Origin of the sequence: Phenylobacterium sp., assembly GCF_025351295.1 — a bacterium.
In the GTDB taxonomy this organism is placed as follows: domain Bacteria; phylum Pseudomonadota; class Alphaproteobacteria; order Caulobacterales; family Caulobacteraceae; genus Phenylobacterium.
In genome coordinates this window covers 1-15,788 of sequence record NZ_JANXWD010000021.1, presented here as the reverse complement: position 1 = coordinate 15,788, position 15,788 = coordinate 1, and the positions used below count along the sequence as shown (strand labels likewise).

The 15,788-nt window shown below is 68.8% G+C and carries 17 protein-coding genes; 8 read left to right on the top strand and 9 right to left on the bottom strand.

The features are described 5' to 3' along the window. The first annotated feature begins 11 nt into the window (after nt 1-11). Nucleotides 12-887: a phosphoribulokinase gene (locus Q0R13_RS03055; RefSeq protein WP_293899271.1), complete on the top strand. Its 876-nt coding sequence runs from the start codon at nt 12-14 to the stop codon at nt 885-887. Further along, nucleotides 884-1,042 (top strand): hypothetical protein, encoded by a 159-nt coding sequence (locus tag Q0R13_RS03050; protein WP_293899268.1) that lies wholly within the window; start codon nt 884-886, stop codon nt 1,040-1,042. Before Q0R13_RS03055 ends, Q0R13_RS03050 begins: the two co-directional genes overlap by 4 nt. A gap of 15 nt (nt 1,043-1,057) precedes the next feature. Here the strand turns inward: Q0R13_RS03050 and dxs are convergent, their stop codons facing one another. Next, nucleotides 1,058-2,953 (bottom strand): 1-deoxy-D-xylulose-5-phosphate synthase, encoded by a 1,896-nt coding sequence (gene dxs / locus Q0R13_RS03045; protein ID WP_293899265.1) that lies wholly within the window; start codon nt 2,951-2,953, stop codon nt 1,058-1,060. A 185-nt stretch (nt 2,954-3,138) separates the two neighbouring features. Between dxs and ispH the strand changes: the two genes are divergently transcribed. The 4 genes from ispH to Q0R13_RS03025 all read left to right on the top strand — a co-directional run bounded on the left by ispH (nt 3,139) and on the right by Q0R13_RS03025 (nt 6,536). Then, a complete protein-coding gene (gene ispH, locus Q0R13_RS03040) occupies nt 3,139-4,089 on the top strand; it encodes a 4-hydroxy-3-methylbut-2-enyl diphosphate reductase (RefSeq protein ID WP_293899262.1) in 951 nt (316 codons plus the stop codon). Between the two features lie 409 nt (nt 4,090-4,498). Further along, nucleotides 4,499-4,900, top strand: a complete 402-nt coding sequence (locus Q0R13_RS03035) for a response regulator (protein ID WP_293899259.1) — start codon at nt 4,499-4,501, stop codon at nt 4,898-4,900. 2 nt (nt 4,901-4,902) lie between these two features. Then, nucleotides 4,903-5,598: a response regulator transcription factor gene (locus Q0R13_RS03030; protein WP_293899256.1), complete on the top strand. Its 696-nt coding sequence runs from the start codon at nt 4,903-4,905 to the stop codon at nt 5,596-5,598. A gap of 182 nt (nt 5,599-5,780) precedes the next feature. Then, on the top strand, nt 5,781-6,536 hold the full coding sequence (locus Q0R13_RS03025; RefSeq protein WP_293899253.1) for an ATP-binding protein: 756 nt from the start codon (nt 5,781-5,783) through the stop codon (nt 6,534-6,536). Between the two features lie 4 nt (nt 6,537-6,540). Here the strand turns inward: Q0R13_RS03025 and Q0R13_RS03020 are convergent, their stop codons facing one another. From Q0R13_RS03020 to Q0R13_RS03005, 4 genes are all read right to left on the bottom strand, one after another. Then, a complete protein-coding gene (locus Q0R13_RS03020; RefSeq protein ID WP_293899250.1) occupies nt 6,541-7,134 on the bottom strand; it encodes a response regulator in 594 nt (197 codons plus the stop codon). Continuing rightward, nucleotides 7,118-8,587 carry an ATP-binding protein gene (locus tag Q0R13_RS03015; protein WP_293899247.1) on the bottom strand — a complete coding sequence of 490 codons (1,470 nt, stop codon included), beginning with the start codon at nt 8,585-8,587 and terminating at the stop codon, nt 7,118-7,120. Before Q0R13_RS03015 ends, Q0R13_RS03020 begins: the two co-directional genes overlap by 17 nt. Nucleotides 8,588-8,795: 208 nt before the next feature. Further along, a complete protein-coding gene (locus Q0R13_RS03010) occupies nt 8,796-9,341 on the bottom strand; it encodes a GNAT family N-acetyltransferase (protein WP_293899245.1) in 546 nt (181 codons plus the stop codon). Then, entirely contained in the window at nt 9,338-11,425 is a 2,088-nt protein-coding gene (locus tag Q0R13_RS03005; protein WP_293899242.1) for a S9 family peptidase, read from the bottom strand. The genes Q0R13_RS03010 and Q0R13_RS03005 overlap by 4 nt, the downstream gene beginning before the upstream one ends. A gap of 182 nt (nt 11,426-11,607) precedes the next feature. Here Q0R13_RS03005 and Q0R13_RS03000 point away from each other — a divergent pair, with 182 nt between their 5' ends. Continuing rightward, nucleotides 11,608-12,450 carry a serine protease gene (locus Q0R13_RS03000; RefSeq protein WP_293899239.1) on the top strand — a complete coding sequence of 281 codons (843 nt, stop codon included), beginning with the start codon at nt 11,608-11,610 and terminating at the stop codon, nt 12,448-12,450. 5 nt (nt 12,451-12,455) lie between these two features. Here the strand turns inward: Q0R13_RS03000 and Q0R13_RS02995 are convergent, their stop codons facing one another. Further along, entirely contained in the window at nt 12,456-12,905 is a 450-nt protein-coding gene (locus Q0R13_RS02995) for a MaoC family dehydratase (protein WP_293899236.1), read from the bottom strand. An 86-nt stretch (nt 12,906-12,991) separates the two neighbouring features. Between Q0R13_RS02995 and Q0R13_RS02990 the strand changes: the two genes are divergently transcribed. Beyond that, a complete protein-coding gene (locus Q0R13_RS02990; RefSeq protein ID WP_293899234.1) occupies nt 12,992-13,489 on the top strand; it encodes a GNAT family N-acetyltransferase in 498 nt (165 codons plus the stop codon). Between the two features lie 29 nt (nt 13,490-13,518). Here Q0R13_RS02990 and Q0R13_RS02985 read toward each other — a convergent pair whose 3' ends face one another. The 3 genes from Q0R13_RS02985 to Q0R13_RS02975 all read right to left on the bottom strand — a co-directional run bounded on the left by Q0R13_RS02985 (nt 13,519) and on the right by Q0R13_RS02975 (nt 15,502). After that, nucleotides 13,519-13,719, bottom strand: a complete 201-nt coding sequence (locus Q0R13_RS02985; protein WP_293899232.1) for a type II toxin-antitoxin system RelE/ParE family toxin — start codon at nt 13,717-13,719, stop codon at nt 13,519-13,521. Beyond that, nucleotides 13,712-13,840: a hypothetical protein gene (locus Q0R13_RS02980; protein WP_293899229.1), complete on the bottom strand. Its 129-nt coding sequence runs from the start codon at nt 13,838-13,840 to the stop codon at nt 13,712-13,714. Before Q0R13_RS02980 ends, Q0R13_RS02985 begins: the two co-directional genes overlap by 8 nt. Before the next feature lie 120 nt (nt 13,841-13,960). Continuing rightward, a complete protein-coding gene (locus tag Q0R13_RS02975; protein ID WP_293899226.1) occupies nt 13,961-15,502 on the bottom strand; it encodes an acyl-CoA synthetase in 1,542 nt (513 codons plus the stop codon). Between the last annotated feature and the right edge of the window lie 286 nt (nt 15,503-15,788).

Below are 15,788 nucleotides of genomic sequence, written 5' to 3'. Positions count from 1 at the left end.
GAGCCCGCGCCTTGTCCAAGAAGCATCCCATCATCGCCGCGACGGGGTCCTCCGGCGCCGGCACGACCACCGTGCGCACGACCTTTCAGCAGATCTTTCGGCGCGAGGGCGTCGACGCCGCCATCATCGAGGGCGACGCCTTCCACCGCTACGATCGCGCGGCCATGGGCGAACAGATCACCCTGGCCCAGGCGAGGGGGAACAACCACCTCAGCCACTTCGGGCCCGACAACAACCTGTTCGCCGAGCTGGAGGCGCTGTTTCGCGACTATGGCGAGAACGGCGGCGGCAAGGCGCGAAAGTACCTTCACGACCCGACCGAGGCGGCGCCCTATGGCCAGCCGCCGGGCACCTTCACGCCCTGGGAGGACCTCGCGCCAGGCTCGGATCTGCTGTTCTACGAGGGGCTGCACGGGGCGGTGGCCCATGAGGACGTGGACGTCGCCCAGCATGCGGACCTGCTGGTCGGCGTCGTGCCGATCATCAATCTGGAGTGGATCCAGAAACTGCATCGCGACCGCTCGCAGCGCGGCTATTCGAAAGAGGCGGTGGTCGACACCATCCTGCGGCGGATGCCGGACTACCTGACCTACATCTGTCCGCAGTTTTCCCGGACGCACGTGAACTTCCAGCGCGTTCCGGTGGTCGACACGTCCAACCCCTTCATCGCCCGTGACATTCCGTCGGCGGCGGAGAGCATCCTGGTTATCCGCTTCCGCGATCCGGCCGGCATCGATTTCCCCTACCTGCTGTCCATGCTGCACGACAGCTACATGTCGCGGCCGAACACCATCGTCTGTCCAGGCGGGTCGATGCCGCTGGCGATGCAGCTGATCTTCACGCCGATGGTCTGGCAGCTGCTGGACAAGAAGCGCCGGGCCTCATGAGCGACGCGGCGGTGATCGCCACGCCTGAGGCCGTCACCGTCGAGGCCGGAGCCTCAGGCTCGTGGTGGAAATATGTGGGCCTGAACGGCGGGATCGTCGGCCTCGACAGCTTCGGCGCCTCCGCGCCCAACTTGCGCCGAGCCCTGGCGAATTGAGGGTTCCGCGTCGGTTCAGGCCGTCTTGGCCAGGCTGGTTTCGACGATCCGGACGATGTCGGCCGCGTTCAGGCCGGCGTCCGAATATTGCTTCTGCGGGTCGTCGTGGTCCTGGAACGCGTCCGGCAGCATCAGGGTGCGCACGGACAGGCCGGCGCGCATCAGATCGTTGTTCGCCAGGTAGTCGAGCACCTGGCTGCCGAACCCGCCGATCGACCCCTCCTCCAGGGTGATCAGCATGTGGTGGCTTTGGGCCAGCCGGCGGACCAGGTCGCGATCGAACGGCTTGACGAACCGCGCGTCGGCGACCGTGCAGGAGATGCCGCGCATCTGCAGCCGCTCGGCCGCGGCGAGCGCGGGCTGTAGCCGCGTGCCGACGCTGAGCAGGGCGACGTCCTTGCCCTCGCGCAGGACCCGGCCCTTGCCGATCGGCAACACCTGGCCGCGTTCGGGCAGGGCGACGCCGACCCCCTCGCCGCGGGGGTAGCGGAAGGCGATCGGCCCCTTGTCGTAGGCGGCCGCGGTCGCGACCATGTGCATCAGCTCCGCCTCGTCCGCTGCGGCCATGATCACGAACCCCGGCAGGCAGCCCAGGTAGGCCATGTCGAACGCGCCGGCATGGGTCGCGCCGTCCGCGCCCACCAGCCCGGCCCGGTCGATGGCGAACCTGACCGGGAGCTTCTGCAGCGCGACGTCGTGGATCACCTGATCGTAGGCGCGTTGGAGGAAGGTCGAATAGATCGCGCAGAAGGGTTTGTAGCCTTCGGTCGCCAGGCCGGCGGCGAAGGTCACGGCGTGCTGCTCGGCGATGCCCACGTCGAACATCCGGTCGGGGAACCGCTTTTCGAACAGATCGAGCCCGGTCCCGGCCGGCATGGCGCCGGTGATCGCCACGACCCGGTCGTCCGCCTCGGCTTCGCGCACCAGCGCCTCGGCGAAGACCTTGGTGTAGCTGGGCGCCGCAGCCTGCGCCTTCGACTGCGCGCCGGTCACCACGTCGAACCGGCTGACGGCGTGCAGCTTGTCCGCGGACCGCGCCGCCGGCGCATAGCCGTGACCTTTCTCGGTCACCACGTGCAGCAGCACCGGCCCGCCGATGCCGTTGTCGCGGATGTTCTCCAGCACCGGCAGCAGGTGGTCGAAGTCGTGGCCGTCGATCGGGCCCAGGTACAGGAACCCCAGCTCCTCGAACAGCGTGCCGCCCATCAGCATCCCGCGGGTGTATTCCTCGGCGCGGGCGGCCGCCCTGCGCAGCGGCCGGGGCAGGCGCTCGGCCAGGCCACGCCCGAACCCACGCAGGAACTGGTAGCTTTTCGACGAGACGAGCTTGGCCAGGCGCCGGCTCAGCGCGCCCACCGGCGGGGCGATCGACATGTCGTTGTCGTTGAGGATCACCAGCAGCTGGCCCTTGCGGGCGCCGGCGTTGTTCATCGCCTCATAGGCCATACCGGCGCTCATCGCCCCGTCGCCGATGACGCAGATCACCCGGTTGTCGCCGCCCGACAGGTCGCGCGCCACGGCCATCCCGAGGCCGGCCGAGATCGACGTCGAGGAATGGGCCGCGCCGAACGGGTCGTACTCGCTTTCGCTGCGCTTGGTGAAGCCTGACAGGCCGCCGCCCTGGCGCAGCGTCCGGATGCGGTCGCGCCGCCCGGTCAGCACCTTGTGCGGATAGGCCTGGTGGCCGACGTCCCAGATCAGGCGGTCGCGCGGGGTGTCGAACACATAGTGCAGGGCGACCGTGAGCTCCACCACCCCCAGGCCCGCGCCGAGGTGCCCGCCGGTGACCGAGACCGCGTTGATCGTCTCCTGCCGCAGTTCGTCGGCCAATTGCCGCAACTGGTCCTTGGAAAGGCCGCGCAGGTCCGACGGGACAGTGACCTGGTCCAGGACCGGACTGTAAACACTCATGGACACCTCCAGCACCATGACGGCCGGCGATTCCCATCCAATCCGTCAAATGGACGCCGGTCCAGCCCCAAATCGTCACTCGACCACGAGATACTTGGCGTCCTGGGGCACTATCTGTCAATCTAACTAGACAGGGCATCTGGTCCTGGCGCGCCCTCCGGGGCCGCGCGCAATGGGAGGTGGCGATGCGAGTGGTCCTGGCCCAGCCGCGTGGTTTCTGCGCCGGGGTGGTGCGCGCCATCGAGATCGTCGAACGCTCGATCGAGAAATTTGGCGCGCCAGTCTATGTCCGCCACGAGATCGTCCACAACCAGCATGTGGTGAGCAGCCTGGAGGCCAAGGGCGCGCGGTTCGTCGACGAGCTCGACGAGATTCCCGCCGGGGCGGTGACGATCTTCAGCGCCCATGGCGTCGCCCGTTCGGTGGCCGACGACGCGCGAGCCCGGGGTCTGCCGGTGCTGGACGCCACCTGCCCCCTGGTGTCCAAGGTGCATGCCCAGAGCCGCCGCTATGTGGCCCAGGGCCGGGCCTTGATCCTGATCGGCCACGCCGGCCACCCCGAGGTCGAGGGCACCCTCGGCCAGGTGGATACGCCGGTCCATCTGGTCTCGACGGTGGACGACGTATCGACCCTGGACCTGCCCGCCGACCTGCCGGCCGCCTACGTCACCCAGACCACGTTGAGCGTCGACGAGACCCGCGGCGTGATCTCCGCCCTCAAGGCCCGGTTCAGCGACATCGTGGGGCCGAACACCTCCGACATCTGCTACGCGACCCAGCATCGGCAATCGGCGGTGCGGGCGCTCTGCCGCAGTGTCGACGTCCTGCTGGTGGTCGGCGCCGGCAACAGCTCCAATTCCAACCGGCTGCGCGAGATCGGCGTCGAGGCCGGCGTGCCCAGCTATCTCGTCGCCGACGGGGCCGCCGTGCGGGCCGACTGGGTCCGGGGCGCCCAGGTCGTCGGCCTGACCGCCGGGGCGTCGGCGCCGGAGGCGCTGGTGCAGGAGGTGATCGCGGTCCTGCGCGAGATCGAGCCCGTCGACCTCGCCCAGATGGACGGCGTCGAAGAGAGCATCGTCTTCCGCCTTCCACCGGAACTCCGGCGCGCCGGCGAGGCTGGCGGCGACGAAGCCTAGCCCGAGCCCGCGGGTCGACCGCGGGGCCGCGTCTGGCTGCCTGGCCCGTCGGTTTCGTTTGTGCAGGCCGTGGCGTGCCGCTGGCGTGTCACACTGTCGCGCGGAGCCTACACGCTACAGGCTTGAACGCGGGGCCAACAGAGCGCCCTTAGCGCCAGCATCCTGGGTTCGAGCCCCAGGTCCCCAGCTACGGTCCTTCGCCAGCGCGATGGGATCGGGCCGTTGCGGCAGCGTCGACGCGCCGGATGCAGCTCACAACTCCAAATTGCTGCGACAGCCCGTCACACGGGATTCTCCCTAGGTAATCGACCGGGATATCCACGCCCCGAATCACTGTGGTTCTTAGTCGTTAACCATAGTGAACAACGGCTGAAGGCGGACCCCGGTCCACTCGGTCCCGGGGGCAAAAGTGGGTGGCAAGGTTCTGATCATCGACGACGATCCGGCGCTGTTGCGCCTGATGTCGATGGCGTTTCAGGCGGCGGGTTTCTCGACGGTGGCCGCCGACAACGGGCGCAAGGGCATCCGGATGGCCAGCGCCCACCGCCCCGACCTGGTGATCACCGACATCGTCATGCCGGACATCGAGGGCATCGGCGCGATCCGGGCGATCAAGGGCGCCAAGCGGCCGCCCAAGGTGATCGCCATCTCCGGCGCCGGCCGCAGCCGCGGCGCCGACTACCTCAGCTGGGCCAAGCATCTGGGCGCGGACGAGGTCCTCGCCAAGCCGTTCCGGATGTCCGAGCTGCTGAAGATTTCCCAGTCCGTCATCGCCGCCAAATCCATCAACGCCAACGAGCAAGAGGGTTAGCCATGCACATCCTTATCGTGGAAGACAACGACTCCACCGCCAAGAGCCTGGAACTGGTGCTGGTCAACGAGGGTCACAACGTCTCCCTCACCGCCTCCGGCGAGGAGGCCGTCGATCTGGCCGGACTCTACGACTACGACACCATCCTGCTGGACCTCGACCTGGAGGACATCGGCGGCCTGGAGACGCTCCGCGCGCTGCGGATCAAGAAGCTGGCCACGCCGGTGATCATCCTGACCGGCTCCGCGGAGGCGGACGTGAAGGTCCAGGCCCTGCTGGCCGGCGCCGACGACTATGTCACCAAGCCCTTCCATCGCGGCGAGCTGGTGGCCCGGATCGGAGCGGTCGTGCGGCGCTCGCGAGGCCACGCGGAATCGATCATCTACACCGGCAAGATCGCGCTCAACCTGTCGACGCGCCAGGTCGAGGTCGACGGCACGCCGATCCACCTGACACCCAGCGAGTACAAGATGCTGGAGCTGCTCTCGCTGCGGAAGAACACCGTGCTCACCAAGGAGGCGTGCCTCAATCACCTCTACAACGGCCTTTCCGAGCCCGAGATCAAGATCATCGACGTCTTCATCTGCAAGCTGCGCAAGAAGATCGCGGCGGCCTCCGGCGGCGACGCCCAGATCGAGACGGTGTGGGGCGGCGGCTACATGCTGCGCGACGCCCGCACGGTCCGCCTCGCGGCCTAAGCTGCGGGTTTCGTTCAAGTCCTGGCGGCCGCGTGCGCGTGGCCGCTTTCACCCCCGGGGTGCGGCAAGCCACCGCGGGAGAACTACCTAGGTAATCATCTGGGGATGATTCCCACCCAGGCGTGTGTTTCTGATGGGCTCGGCCACAATTTGGTCACAGGCGCGCAAGGGGGCGCACCAGGATGGCATTCGACGGTTTCCTGCATCCGGACCCGAAGCGGCCTGACACCTCCGACGCCGAGGCGCGCCTGGCGGCGCTGCATCGGCAAGCCGGCGCCCTGGTGCACGACTTCAACAATCTGCTGACCGTGATCCTCAACGCCAACGAGGCGCTGGCGGCGCAGTTGCCGCAAGGCTCCACGGGGCGCGAGCTGGCCGAAGCCGCCCAGGCCGCCGCCGAGCGGGGCGCGGAACTGGTCGGGCGTCTGCTGGACCTCTCGCAGGACCCGGCGCAGGGCCCGGTCGATTGCGCCGAGGCGGTGGCCGCCACGGCGCGCCGCGCCCGCCTGGCCGCGCCGCGTTCGGTGACCGTCGAGGTCCGCCTGACCGACGCGCCGCTGATGGGCGCCGTGGACGGCGCGGGACTGGAGTCGGCGCTGCTGAACCTTTGCGTCAACGCCAGCCACGCGATGCCGGCCGGCGGCGTGATGACCCTCACCGCCCAGGCGCGCACCCTGGACGCCGCATGCGCCCAAGGCCTGGCCCTGGCAGCCGGGCGCTACATCGTGGTGACGGTGTCCGACACCGGCGTCGGCATGTCGCAGGAGGTCCTGGCGCGGGCGACCGAGCCGTTCTTCAGCACCCGCTGCGGTCGCGGCGGCACGGGGCTTGGCCTCTGCGGCGCGCGGGACTTCGTCGAGGCGGCCGGCGGGCGGCTGGTGCTGGCGTCCCGCGAAGGCCACGGGACGACCGCCAGCCTCTATCTGCCGCACGCCTGAGGGTTCAGGCCGCGCCGGCGGTGATGGTGGTGCGGATCAGTTCCGACAGGCTGTCGGCGCGCATCTTCGACATCACATTGGCGCGGTAGATCTCCACCGTGCGCGGGCTGATCGCCAGCCTGGCCGCGATCACCTTGTTGCTGGCTCCTTCCATGATCAGGTCCAGCACCTGGCGTTCGCGCGCGGTCAGGCTGTCCATGCGCCGCTGGATGCGGTTGCGGGCGGCCTCGGCGTCGACGGCGGCGTCGTTGTCTTCGAGGCAGGCGCGCACGGCGCGCAGGATCTGCTCGCTCTCGTAGGGCTTCTCGAGGAAGTCGTTGGCGCCCGCCTTCATGGCGTCCACGGCCCGGCTGACGTCGGCATGACCGGTGATGACAATCACGGGTAGTATGCAGCCGACCCCCTTCAGCGCCTTGATCAGCTCGACCCCATCCATGCTGGGCATGCGCAGGTCGGTGATCACGCAGCCGCGCGCCTCCGGATCGAAAGTCGCCAAGAAGTCGTGGGCGGAGATGAACCCCTTGGGCGTCAGGCCATCGGACTTGAGCAACATGACGAGCGAATCCAGCGCCGCCGCATCGTCATCGACGACGAACACCGTTCGATCTGTTGTTGGCGTCACCATCATTACCAGCCCGCGCCAATACAAAACAAAATGCGGCGCCACCGAGCCGACTGGGTTCAACCCAAATCCGCCCCTTATGGTTTTCGACTATAGCACTGGAAATTGAGAGGCCTAGCCCCATGCCCTCGGGCTTTGTGCTCGCCAAAGGTTGAAAGAGCCGTTCGGCGACGCTTGGGTCGATACCGGGACCACTATCCTCGACAGTCGTCAGCAAACCACCACTAGCATCTGGCCGGGTTGAGATGCTGAGCTGGCGGTTCGGGTACTTCGTTACAGCTTCGATGGCATTACGAGCCAGGTTAACCACAAGCTGTTGAATTTGGATGCGATCCGCCATCACCGTGTCTTCGCCCTTGTAGAGGTCGTAGACGATGCGCACAGCCGCGTCGCGGGCCATCAGCGAGACGATGAAGTCCACCTCGCCGATAATCCCGGCCAGACTCTCGGGTTTCTGCAGCGTCCCGCCCCGCGTCGCTAGGTCGCGCATGGTGCGGATAATCTCGCCCGCCCGCACAGCCTGGTCCCCGGCCCGCGCCACGGCGTCGATCAGGTCGTCGTCCTCCAGCTCCATACGCGCGATCAGATTGCGGGCGGCGCGCAGGTAGTTGGTCACCGCTGACAACGGCTGGTTGAGTTCGTGCGCCAGGACCGACGCCATCTCGCCCATGGAGTTCAGGCTCCACACCTGGGTGAGCTGGGCGCGCAGTTCCTCCGAGCGCCGCTCGGCCTCCTGCATGGAGGTGAGGTCGCGGACCACCATGGTCAGGAACCGGCCCTTGGCGGTTTTCGCCTCGCCGACCCGCAGTTCCATGGGAAACTGGGCGCCGCCCTTGCTGACGCCGGTTACCTGCCGGTGGCTGCCGCTGACGTCCTCGTGCGCCGGCTCGCCGGCCAGCGGCACGCCCTCGCCGGGCGGCATCAGGCGGCTGAAGTTCTGGCCGACCATCTCCCGGGCGGTCCAGCCGAACAGGCGCTCCGCCGCCTGGCTGAAGCTCTGGATTTCGCCGGCGTGGTCGATCACCACCAGGGCGTCGGCCACGATCGCCAGGCTGGCCTGCAGCAGGGCCTCGCGGTCGGCCTGGTCGACGGCCTGGCGGATCGCGGCGTCGCGCTGGGCGAGCAGCCGGCGGACGCCCTCGGCGAGGCCCAGTCCCAGGGTCAGGAAGATCGCGACCCGGACGCCGCGCTCGATCGGCGCGAAGCCGGCCAGGCCGTCGAGGCCAAAGCCGCCGGCCGCCATCAGCAGGGTCCCGGTCAGCGTCGCCCACGGTCCGCCGAACAGCGCGCAGACCAGCACCGCCGGCGCGCACAGCAAGTAAACCGAGTGGTCGAAAACCGGACGCAGCCCGTACTGAGCGGCCAGGATGGCCGCTGAAACGCCGATCGCCAGGAACTGGCCTCTAAGGATGCCGAAGCCTGTGTTCATCTTCACCACGCCGGTTGTGTGATTTCCCGTCCACAACCCTGCCATGCATTCTACATTCCGCGCCGGCCCCGTCCGACGTCTCCTATAGTGCTGAATTCCTAGGTCCAAGCAATTACGTACAACTACATAAGGGCGAGGTCTGATCAACCGATAGGTGCTGTCGGGCGAATTCCACCGGAGACTATCGCCCTACAGGCGAACACTTGATTCAGGCGCCCAACAGAAACAATCCCGGAGTGTCCGGCGCGCGCGCGTCGCCGCCGTTCAGCGACCTCTGCATCCAGACGATATCGACCCATCGACCGTGCTTGAACCCGAAACTGCGCCCGACGCCGGCGTCTTCGAAGCCCAGCGACCGGTGCAGGCCGATGGAGGCGGCATTGCCGCTGTCGCCGATCACCGCCACCAGCTGGCGCAGACCGAACGCCTCGCAGTCGCCGACCACATGGGCCAGCACGGCGCGCCCGACGCCCTGGCCGGTGGCGTCCGGCGCCACATAGACACTGTCCTCGGCGGTGAACCGATAGCCCGGCCGCGGCCGGAACGGGCTGGCGTAGGCATAGCCCAGCACCCGCCCGGCGGCCTCGGCGACCACATAGGGCAGGCCGTGGCCCAGCACGTCGCGGCGGCGCGCGTCCATCCACGCGGCGTCCGGGGGAACCTCCTCGAAGGTGCCGAAGCCGTGCAGCACATGGTGGCCATAGATCGCCGCCAGCGCCTCGGCGTCCCCGGTCTCCGCCGTCCGGATGATCATGCGGCCTTCCAGCTCCCCTCGAGCGCCCAGACCGCGAAAGCGTAGTCCAGGGCGATCTCCTTCAGGAAGTCGAACCGGCCCGACGCGCCGCCGTGCCCGGCCTCCATGTTGATCTTGAGCAGGATGGGGGCGTCGCCCGTCGTGTAATCGCGCAGCTTGGCCACCCACTTGGCCGGCTCCCAGTAGGTGACGCGCGGATCCGACAGCCCGCCGGTGGCCAGCACCGGCGGATAGGCCTGGGCCGAGACCCGGTCGTAGGGGCTGTAGCTCTCGATCAGGTCGTAGGCGGCGGGGTCCTCGATCGGATTGCCCCACTCCGGCCACTCCGGCGGGGTCAGCGGCAGGGTGGTGTCGCTCATGGTGTTCAGCACATCCACGAACGGCACGGCGGCGACGATCGCGCCCCACAGGTCGGGCCGCAGGTTCGCCACCGCCCCCATCAGCATCCCGCCGGCCGAACCGCCGTAGGCCGCGATCCGGCCCTTGGTCGCATAGCCCTCGGCCGCCAGGTGCTCGGCGCAGGCGATGAAGTCGGTGAAGCTGTTCGGCTTCCTGTCCTTGCGCCCGTCCAGGAACCAGCCCCAGCCCTTGTCCGACCCGCCGCGGACGTGGGCCACGGCCCAGATCCAGCCGCGGTCCACCAGGCTGAGATTGCGGATCGAGAAGCTGGGCTCCATCGCGTGCCCATAGCTGCCGTAGCCATAGAGCAGCGCGGGCGCCGAGCCATCCTGCGGGGTGTCCTTCAGCATCAGCAGGGAGATGGGGACCTCTGCGCCATCCGCCGCCTTGGCGTAGAGCCGGCGGGCGACATAGCGCGACGGATCGTGGCCGGAGGGGATCTCCTGGGTCTTGCGCAGGGTGCGTTCGCGGGTGGCCAGGTCGTAGTCGAAGGTCTGCCGCGGCGTGGTCGGCGACTGGTAGACGAAGCGGGCGGTGGTGGTGGCGTATTCGTAGCCGCCCTCCAGGTTTAGCGCATAGGCGTCCTCGGCGAAGTCGACGATGTGCTCGCTCCCGTCGCGCGCCGTCACCACCAGCCGATCCAGGGCGTTGACCCGCTCGGCGCGGACCAGGTAGCCGGCGTAGGCCGCGAAGCCGGTGACGTAGCGGCCGGGCGTGTGGGCGATCCAGTCGCGCCAGGTCGCCTTGGCCGGGACGGCGGCCTCAGACACTGAGAGCTTGAAGTCCACCGCCCCGTCGTCGTTGGTGCGGATCACCCAGCGGTCGCTCCAGTGGTCGGCGCTGTACTTGACCCCCACCCGCCGGGGCTCGGCCACCACCGGCGCGGCGGTAGGGTCGGTCGCCGGGATCAGCCAGATCTCCGTGGTCTCCTGGTTGCCCACATGGATCAGGATGTGGCTGTCGTCGGCCGCCACGCCAACGCCCAGGAACATGCCGTCGTCGGCCTCCTCATAGACGAGGACGTCTTCGCCGCCGCGCGCCGGGCGTCGGAAGACCTTGGACGGCCGGGCGTTCTCATCGCGCCAGATCCAGAAGACCCAGGCGCTGTCCGGCGAGAACACGAAGTCGCCATAAGCGCTCTCGACGGGCGGGCCGACCTCCTGGCCGCTCGCCAGGTCCTTGACCCGGAGGGTGTAGTACTCGCTGCCCTGTTCGTCGGCGGCCCAGCCGTAGAGCTTGTGGTCGGGGCTGTGGCTGGCCGCGCCCACCTGGAAATAGGCCTTGCCCTTGGCCAGGGCGTCCTCATCCAGCAGCACCTGCTCGCCATCGGCCTGGCCTCTGGGCCGGCGGGCGTGGACCGGGTGCTCGGCGCCCAGCGCATAGCGCGAATAGTAGTCGTAGGGGCCGTCGGGGGCGGGGACCGAACTGTCGTCCTCCTTGATGCGCCCCTTCATCTCCGCGAACATCGCCGCCTGCAGCGCCTCGGTGCCGGCCAGCGCGGTCTTCAGGTAGGCGTTCTCCGCCTCGAGATGGGTGCGGACGTCGGCCCGCAGCGCCTTGGGATCGCGCAGCACCTGCTGCCAGTTGTCGTCCTTCATCCAGGCGTAGTCGTCGGTGCGGACGCGGCCGAGCTGTTCGATGGTGTGCGGGATCTTGGGGGCGACGGGCGCTGTGGGCAGGATCATCCCCGGCTAATGCGACGCCACGCCGCGACGCTCAAGGCCTGTGCAGATTCGCGCGCGTCACTCCGGCGCGGGCTTCGCCGAAGTGTGGCGGCTTGTTGGCGAACCCGGTCCGTGATTCACTTCGTATACATCGAGAGCGCGCACCTTAGACGCGTCGGGCTAATCGAGTTACGGGGACCGCCATGGTCATGGACCTCGCCGTGGAGCTGATCCAGGCGACCGTTCAACTGGAACAACCGCTGGGCGACGGTACGCGTACCGTCGGCACCGGATTCCTGATCTCCGCGCCAGGGCCGGACGGCCAGCCGCGCACCGTGCTGATCACCGCCAACCACGTGTTCCAGAAGATGCCGGGGGCCAACGCCCGCATCGGCTACCGCATCTCCAACCCCGACGGCTCCTGGACCTATTCGCCCCAGCCGCTGAAGATCCGCGACGGCGACGGCCATGAGCTGTGGACCCACCACCCGAACCGCGACGTGGCCGCCATCACCATCAAGGCGCCGCCCGAGTTCGCCAAGGCCGCCCTGCCGGAGGGCTACCTGGCCAACGACGACACCTTCGACAGATACCAGATCAACGCCGGCGACGAGATGATGGCGCTGGGCTTCCCGCGCGGGCTGTCGGCCAATGCCGCCGGCTTCCCGATCCTGCGCTCGGGTCGCGTGGCCTCCTACCCGCTGGGGCCGGCGAAGATCTACCCGACCTTCCTGCTCGACTTCTCGGTCTTCCCCGGCAACTCCGGGGGTCCGGTGTTCGTCAGCCGCAAGCTGGCCGCCGGGCCGGTGACCAAGGCCTCCGACCCGCCCGCCGCCGATCCCGACATCGGCTTCATCGCCGGCCTGCTGACCCAGCAGGTCGAGCTCAACAACGAGCGGCTCGAGATCGGCATCGTCACCCAGGCCAAGTACATCCGCGAGACCATCGGCCTGATGGGCAACCCGCTGGCCCCCTCCACGGTGGCCGACGCCGCCCCCGTCGCCGGCGCCAAGACCGCGACGGCCGAGGAGGCGGCGCGGGACTGACGGTTCTACCCGCCGTAGACCACCGAGATCGTCTCGGCGATGCAGGCCGGCTTGTCTTCGCCCTCGATCTCGATGGTGCAGCGGTTCTTCAGCTGCATGCCGCCGGCCTTGGGCTCGGCGCCGATCAGCGTTTGGCGCATGCGCACCCGCTTGCCGACCCGCACCATGTTGATGAAGCGGACCTTGTCGGAGCCGTAGTTGATGCCGCGGGTCACGCCCTTCACCGGCAGCATGCCGGCGCCCAGGAACGGGATCAGCGACAGGGTCAGGTAGCCGTGGGCGATCGGGCCGCCGATCTCGCGGGTGGCGCGCTCGACGTCCACATGGATCCACTGGTGGTCGCCGGTGGCCTCGGCGAAGGTGTTGACGCGGTCCTGGTCGATCAGCACCCAGTCCGACACGCCCACCTCCTGGCCGACCATTCCGGGCAGGTCCTTGATTTCCACCGGGTTCATTCGTCACTCCCTCATCCTTGGTTCTGAGCCCCAAGCGTCTAACATCTGTCCGGGCCCGGGCAAGCGGGACGCAGCGGAAGCCGGGCATGACGCAGGCAGGGCAGGTTCGGACGGCGCGTTCCGACGAGGCCGGGGCGCTGACCGAACTCGCCCTGCGCGCCAAGGCGTCCTGGGGCTATGACGACGCGTTCATGGCCGCGTCGCGCGCCGAACTGACGGTCACGCCGGAGCGGATGGCCGCCTGGGACTTCTGGGTCGCCGAGGTCGAGGGCGCGCTGGCCGGGATGATCGCGCTCAGCCAGGCGGACGGGCGCGCGGCGGTCGAGGATTTCTTCGTGGAGCCGCATCTCCAGGGGCGGGGCGTTGGCGCGGCGCTGATGGCGGTGCTGCTGGCGACCTGCCGCGCGCGCGGCGTGCCCGCCCTGGACGTCGACGCCGATCCCCATGCCGAGGCGATCTATCTGCGCCTCGGCTTCACCACCGTCGGCCAGACCCCGTCGGGGTCCATCCCCGGCCGGATGCTGCCGAGGATGGAGCTACGGCTCGCTCCTGGCGCCGTGCCGGACGCTGAAGATGGTCACTAGGTCCGCCGCTGCGTCGTAGACCTAGCGGATCAGATAGGGCGGCAAGATCGCGAGTTCGCGGGCGCCTGTCGCGGCTCGAGCCCGCGATTGGGGAAGAGCTCCAGGCCGTTTCCGGCGGCGATAAGCGCGTGCGCGACGCCGATTGCCGCGCGAGGACTGTCGGGGGCGATGTAGTCGTGGATGGCTTCGAGGTCGCGCAGGGCCTCGTCTGCCCAGGTGACGTCAGCCACGCGTCTTCCAGGGACGTGGAGCCGGTCCGGGCGGCCCGTGGCCCCAGCGCTCGAGCCAGGCCTTGACCTCGGCGTGGCTGACGACGCGCCCGGCCTTCATGTCGGCGAGGCCGCGCGCCATGGCCGCCTCAGTTCGGGCGGATCTTCCTTCAGGTCGGGCGGCGTCACGACCGTTGGCAGGGGTGCGGGCGGCTTCATCGCGTTGGAGTCTAATGCGGGATCTCCGATCCGGAAACGCCCCTCACGCCACCCGGGGACCGTCCTTGGCCCAGTAGGCGTCGCGGATCAGGCGCTTGTAGAGTTTGCCGGTCTGATGGCGTGGCAGCTCCTGCATGAAGTCCAGCTGGCGCGGCGCCTTCACGTGGCTGAGGTTGGCCCGCGCATAGGCCATCAGCTCGCTCCGCAGCGCCTCGCCGGCCTCGGCCCAGTCCATCGGCTGGATCACCGCCACGACCTTCTCGCCCATCTCCTCGTCGGGCGCGCCCACCACCGCCACGTCGGCGACCTTGGGGTGGCCGATCAGCAGGTTCTCGATCTCCTGCGGATAGATGTTCACCCCGCCGGAGATGATCATGAAGCTCTTGCGGTCGGTGAGGTAGAGGAAGCCCTCCTCGTCCACCCAGCCCACGTCGCCCAGCGTGGTCCAGCCGTGCCGGTTGCGGCTATCGGCGGTCTTGGCCGGGTCGCCGTGGTACTCGAACTGGCCGCCGCCTTCGAAGAACACCATGCCCTCGGCACGCGGCGGCAGCGGCTCGCCCTCGTCGTCGCAGATCCGCACCTGGGCGGTCATGCCCCGGCCCACCGAGCCCTTGTGGGCCAGCCATTCCTCGGAATTGATGATGCAGAAGCCGTTGCCCTCGGTGCCGGCGTAGTACTCGTGCACGATCGGGCCCCACCAGGCGATCATCTGCTCCTTGACCGGCACCGGGCAGGGCGCGGCGGCGTGGAACACCGAGATCAGCGACGACACGTCGTACTTCGTCCGCGCCTCCGGCGGCAGCTTCAGCATGCGGACGAAGTGGGTCGGCACCCACTGGGCGGTGGTGACCCTGTACTGCTGGATGAAGCGCAGCGCGTCCTCGGGATCGAAGCGCTCCATCATGATCACCGTGCCGCCCATGGCCTGCACCCCCATCGACCAGCCCAGCGGGGCGGCGTGGTACAGCGGGGCCGGCGACAGGTAGACGGTGTCGGTGTTCCAGCCGTAGAGCGCCTGGCCGATCATCGCCAGGCCGTTGGGGGCGTCGATGGCCGGGTCGACGGCGGCGGCGCGCTTGACGCCCTTCGGCCGCCCGGTGGTGCCGGAGGAATAGAGCATGGCGCTGCCGGCGGTCTCGTCGGCGACCGGGGTGGTGGGGAAAGGCGCGCGCGCGTCCTCGAAGCTGGCGTAGGGGGCGATCGCCCCGCCGACCATGTAGAGCGCCACCCCGGGGATCAGCGGCGCCACCGCCAGCGCCATCTCGGCCAGGTAGGCGGAGGTGACGAACGCCTTCGCCTCGCAGTCCTTGACGATATATTCGACCTCGCCGGTGGTCAGCTTCGACGACAGGCAGGTGAAGCGCAGGCCCGAGCGCTGGCAGGCCCAGAGAATCTCGTAGTAGCGGGGGTGGTTCTCGATGAAGAGGGCCACCGCGTCGCCGGGCTTCAGGCCCAGGCTGCGGAACAGGTGCGCCCCCTGGTTCGACCGCTGGTCCAGCTGGCCGTAGGTCACCGTCTCGCCCGAGTAGGCCATGACGTAGGCCGGCTTGTCCGGGTTGGCGGCGGCGTGGAGGGACGGATGCATACTGGGATCTCCCGAGGGCCGCCGGTTGTGTCCGGGCGGTGGCTTGGCGCTGACGGCCATAGCGTGCGCTTGACCCATGGTCCGTCAAGCGGGGGAGAGCACAAGGGGCCGCGAAGCGGCGGCTACAGTCGTCATCCCGCGGCTGGTCCGCGGGACCCATGCCGACCGTGGCGCAGGCGTGGGGGAACGTCCCGTGCGGGAAGGTCCCGCGGCGGCGCGCGCCGGGGGGGTGGTGTTGAGGCGAGCATGGGTCCCGCGGCCCAGCCGCGGGATGACGGTTGGGGGG

Excerpts from the sequence above, each read along its gene's own strand:
- Q0R13_RS03050 (WP_293899268.1), top strand. The coding sequence starts at position 884 with ATGAGCGACGCGGCGGTGATCGCCACGCCTGAGGCCGTCACCGTCGAG.
- dxs (WP_293899265.1), bottom strand. The coding sequence starts at position 2,953 with ATGAGTGTTTACAGTCCGGTCCTGGACCAGGTCACTGTCCCGTCGGAC.
- ispH (WP_293899262.1), top strand. The coding sequence starts at position 3,139 with ATGCGAGTGGTCCTGGCCCAGCCGCGTGGTTTCTGCGCCGGGGTGGTG.
- Q0R13_RS03030 (WP_293899256.1), top strand. The coding sequence starts at position 4,903 with ATGCACATCCTTATCGTGGAAGACAACGACTCCACCGCCAAGAGCCTG.
- Q0R13_RS03025 (WP_293899253.1), top strand. The coding sequence starts at position 5,781 with ATGGCATTCGACGGTTTCCTGCATCCGGACCCGAAGCGGCCTGACACC.
- Q0R13_RS03015 (WP_293899247.1), bottom strand. The coding sequence starts at position 8,587 with ATGAACACAGGCTTCGGCATCCTTAGAGGCCAGTTCCTGGCGATCGGC.
- Q0R13_RS03010 (WP_293899245.1), bottom strand. The coding sequence starts at position 9,341 with ATGATCATCCGGACGGCGGAGACCGGGGACGCCGAGGCGCTGGCGGCG.
- Q0R13_RS03005 (WP_293899242.1), bottom strand. The coding sequence starts at position 11,425 with ATGATCCTGCCCACAGCGCCCGTCGCCCCCAAGATCCCGCACACCATC.
- Q0R13_RS03000 (WP_293899239.1), top strand. The coding sequence starts at position 11,608 with ATGGTCATGGACCTCGCCGTGGAGCTGATCCAGGCGACCGTTCAACTG.
- Q0R13_RS02995 (WP_293899236.1), bottom strand. The coding sequence starts at position 12,905 with ATGAACCCGGTGGAAATCAAGGACCTGCCCGGAATGGTCGGCCAGGAG.
- Q0R13_RS02990 (WP_293899234.1), top strand. The coding sequence starts at position 12,992 with ATGACGCAGGCAGGGCAGGTTCGGACGGCGCGTTCCGACGAGGCCGGG.
- Q0R13_RS02980 (WP_293899229.1), bottom strand. The coding sequence starts at position 13,840 with ATGGCGCGCGGCCTCGCCGACATGAAGGCCGGGCGCGTCGTCAGCCAC.
- Q0R13_RS02975 (WP_293899226.1), bottom strand. The coding sequence starts at position 15,502 with ATGCATCCGTCCCTCCACGCCGCCGCCAACCCGGACAAGCCGGCCTAC.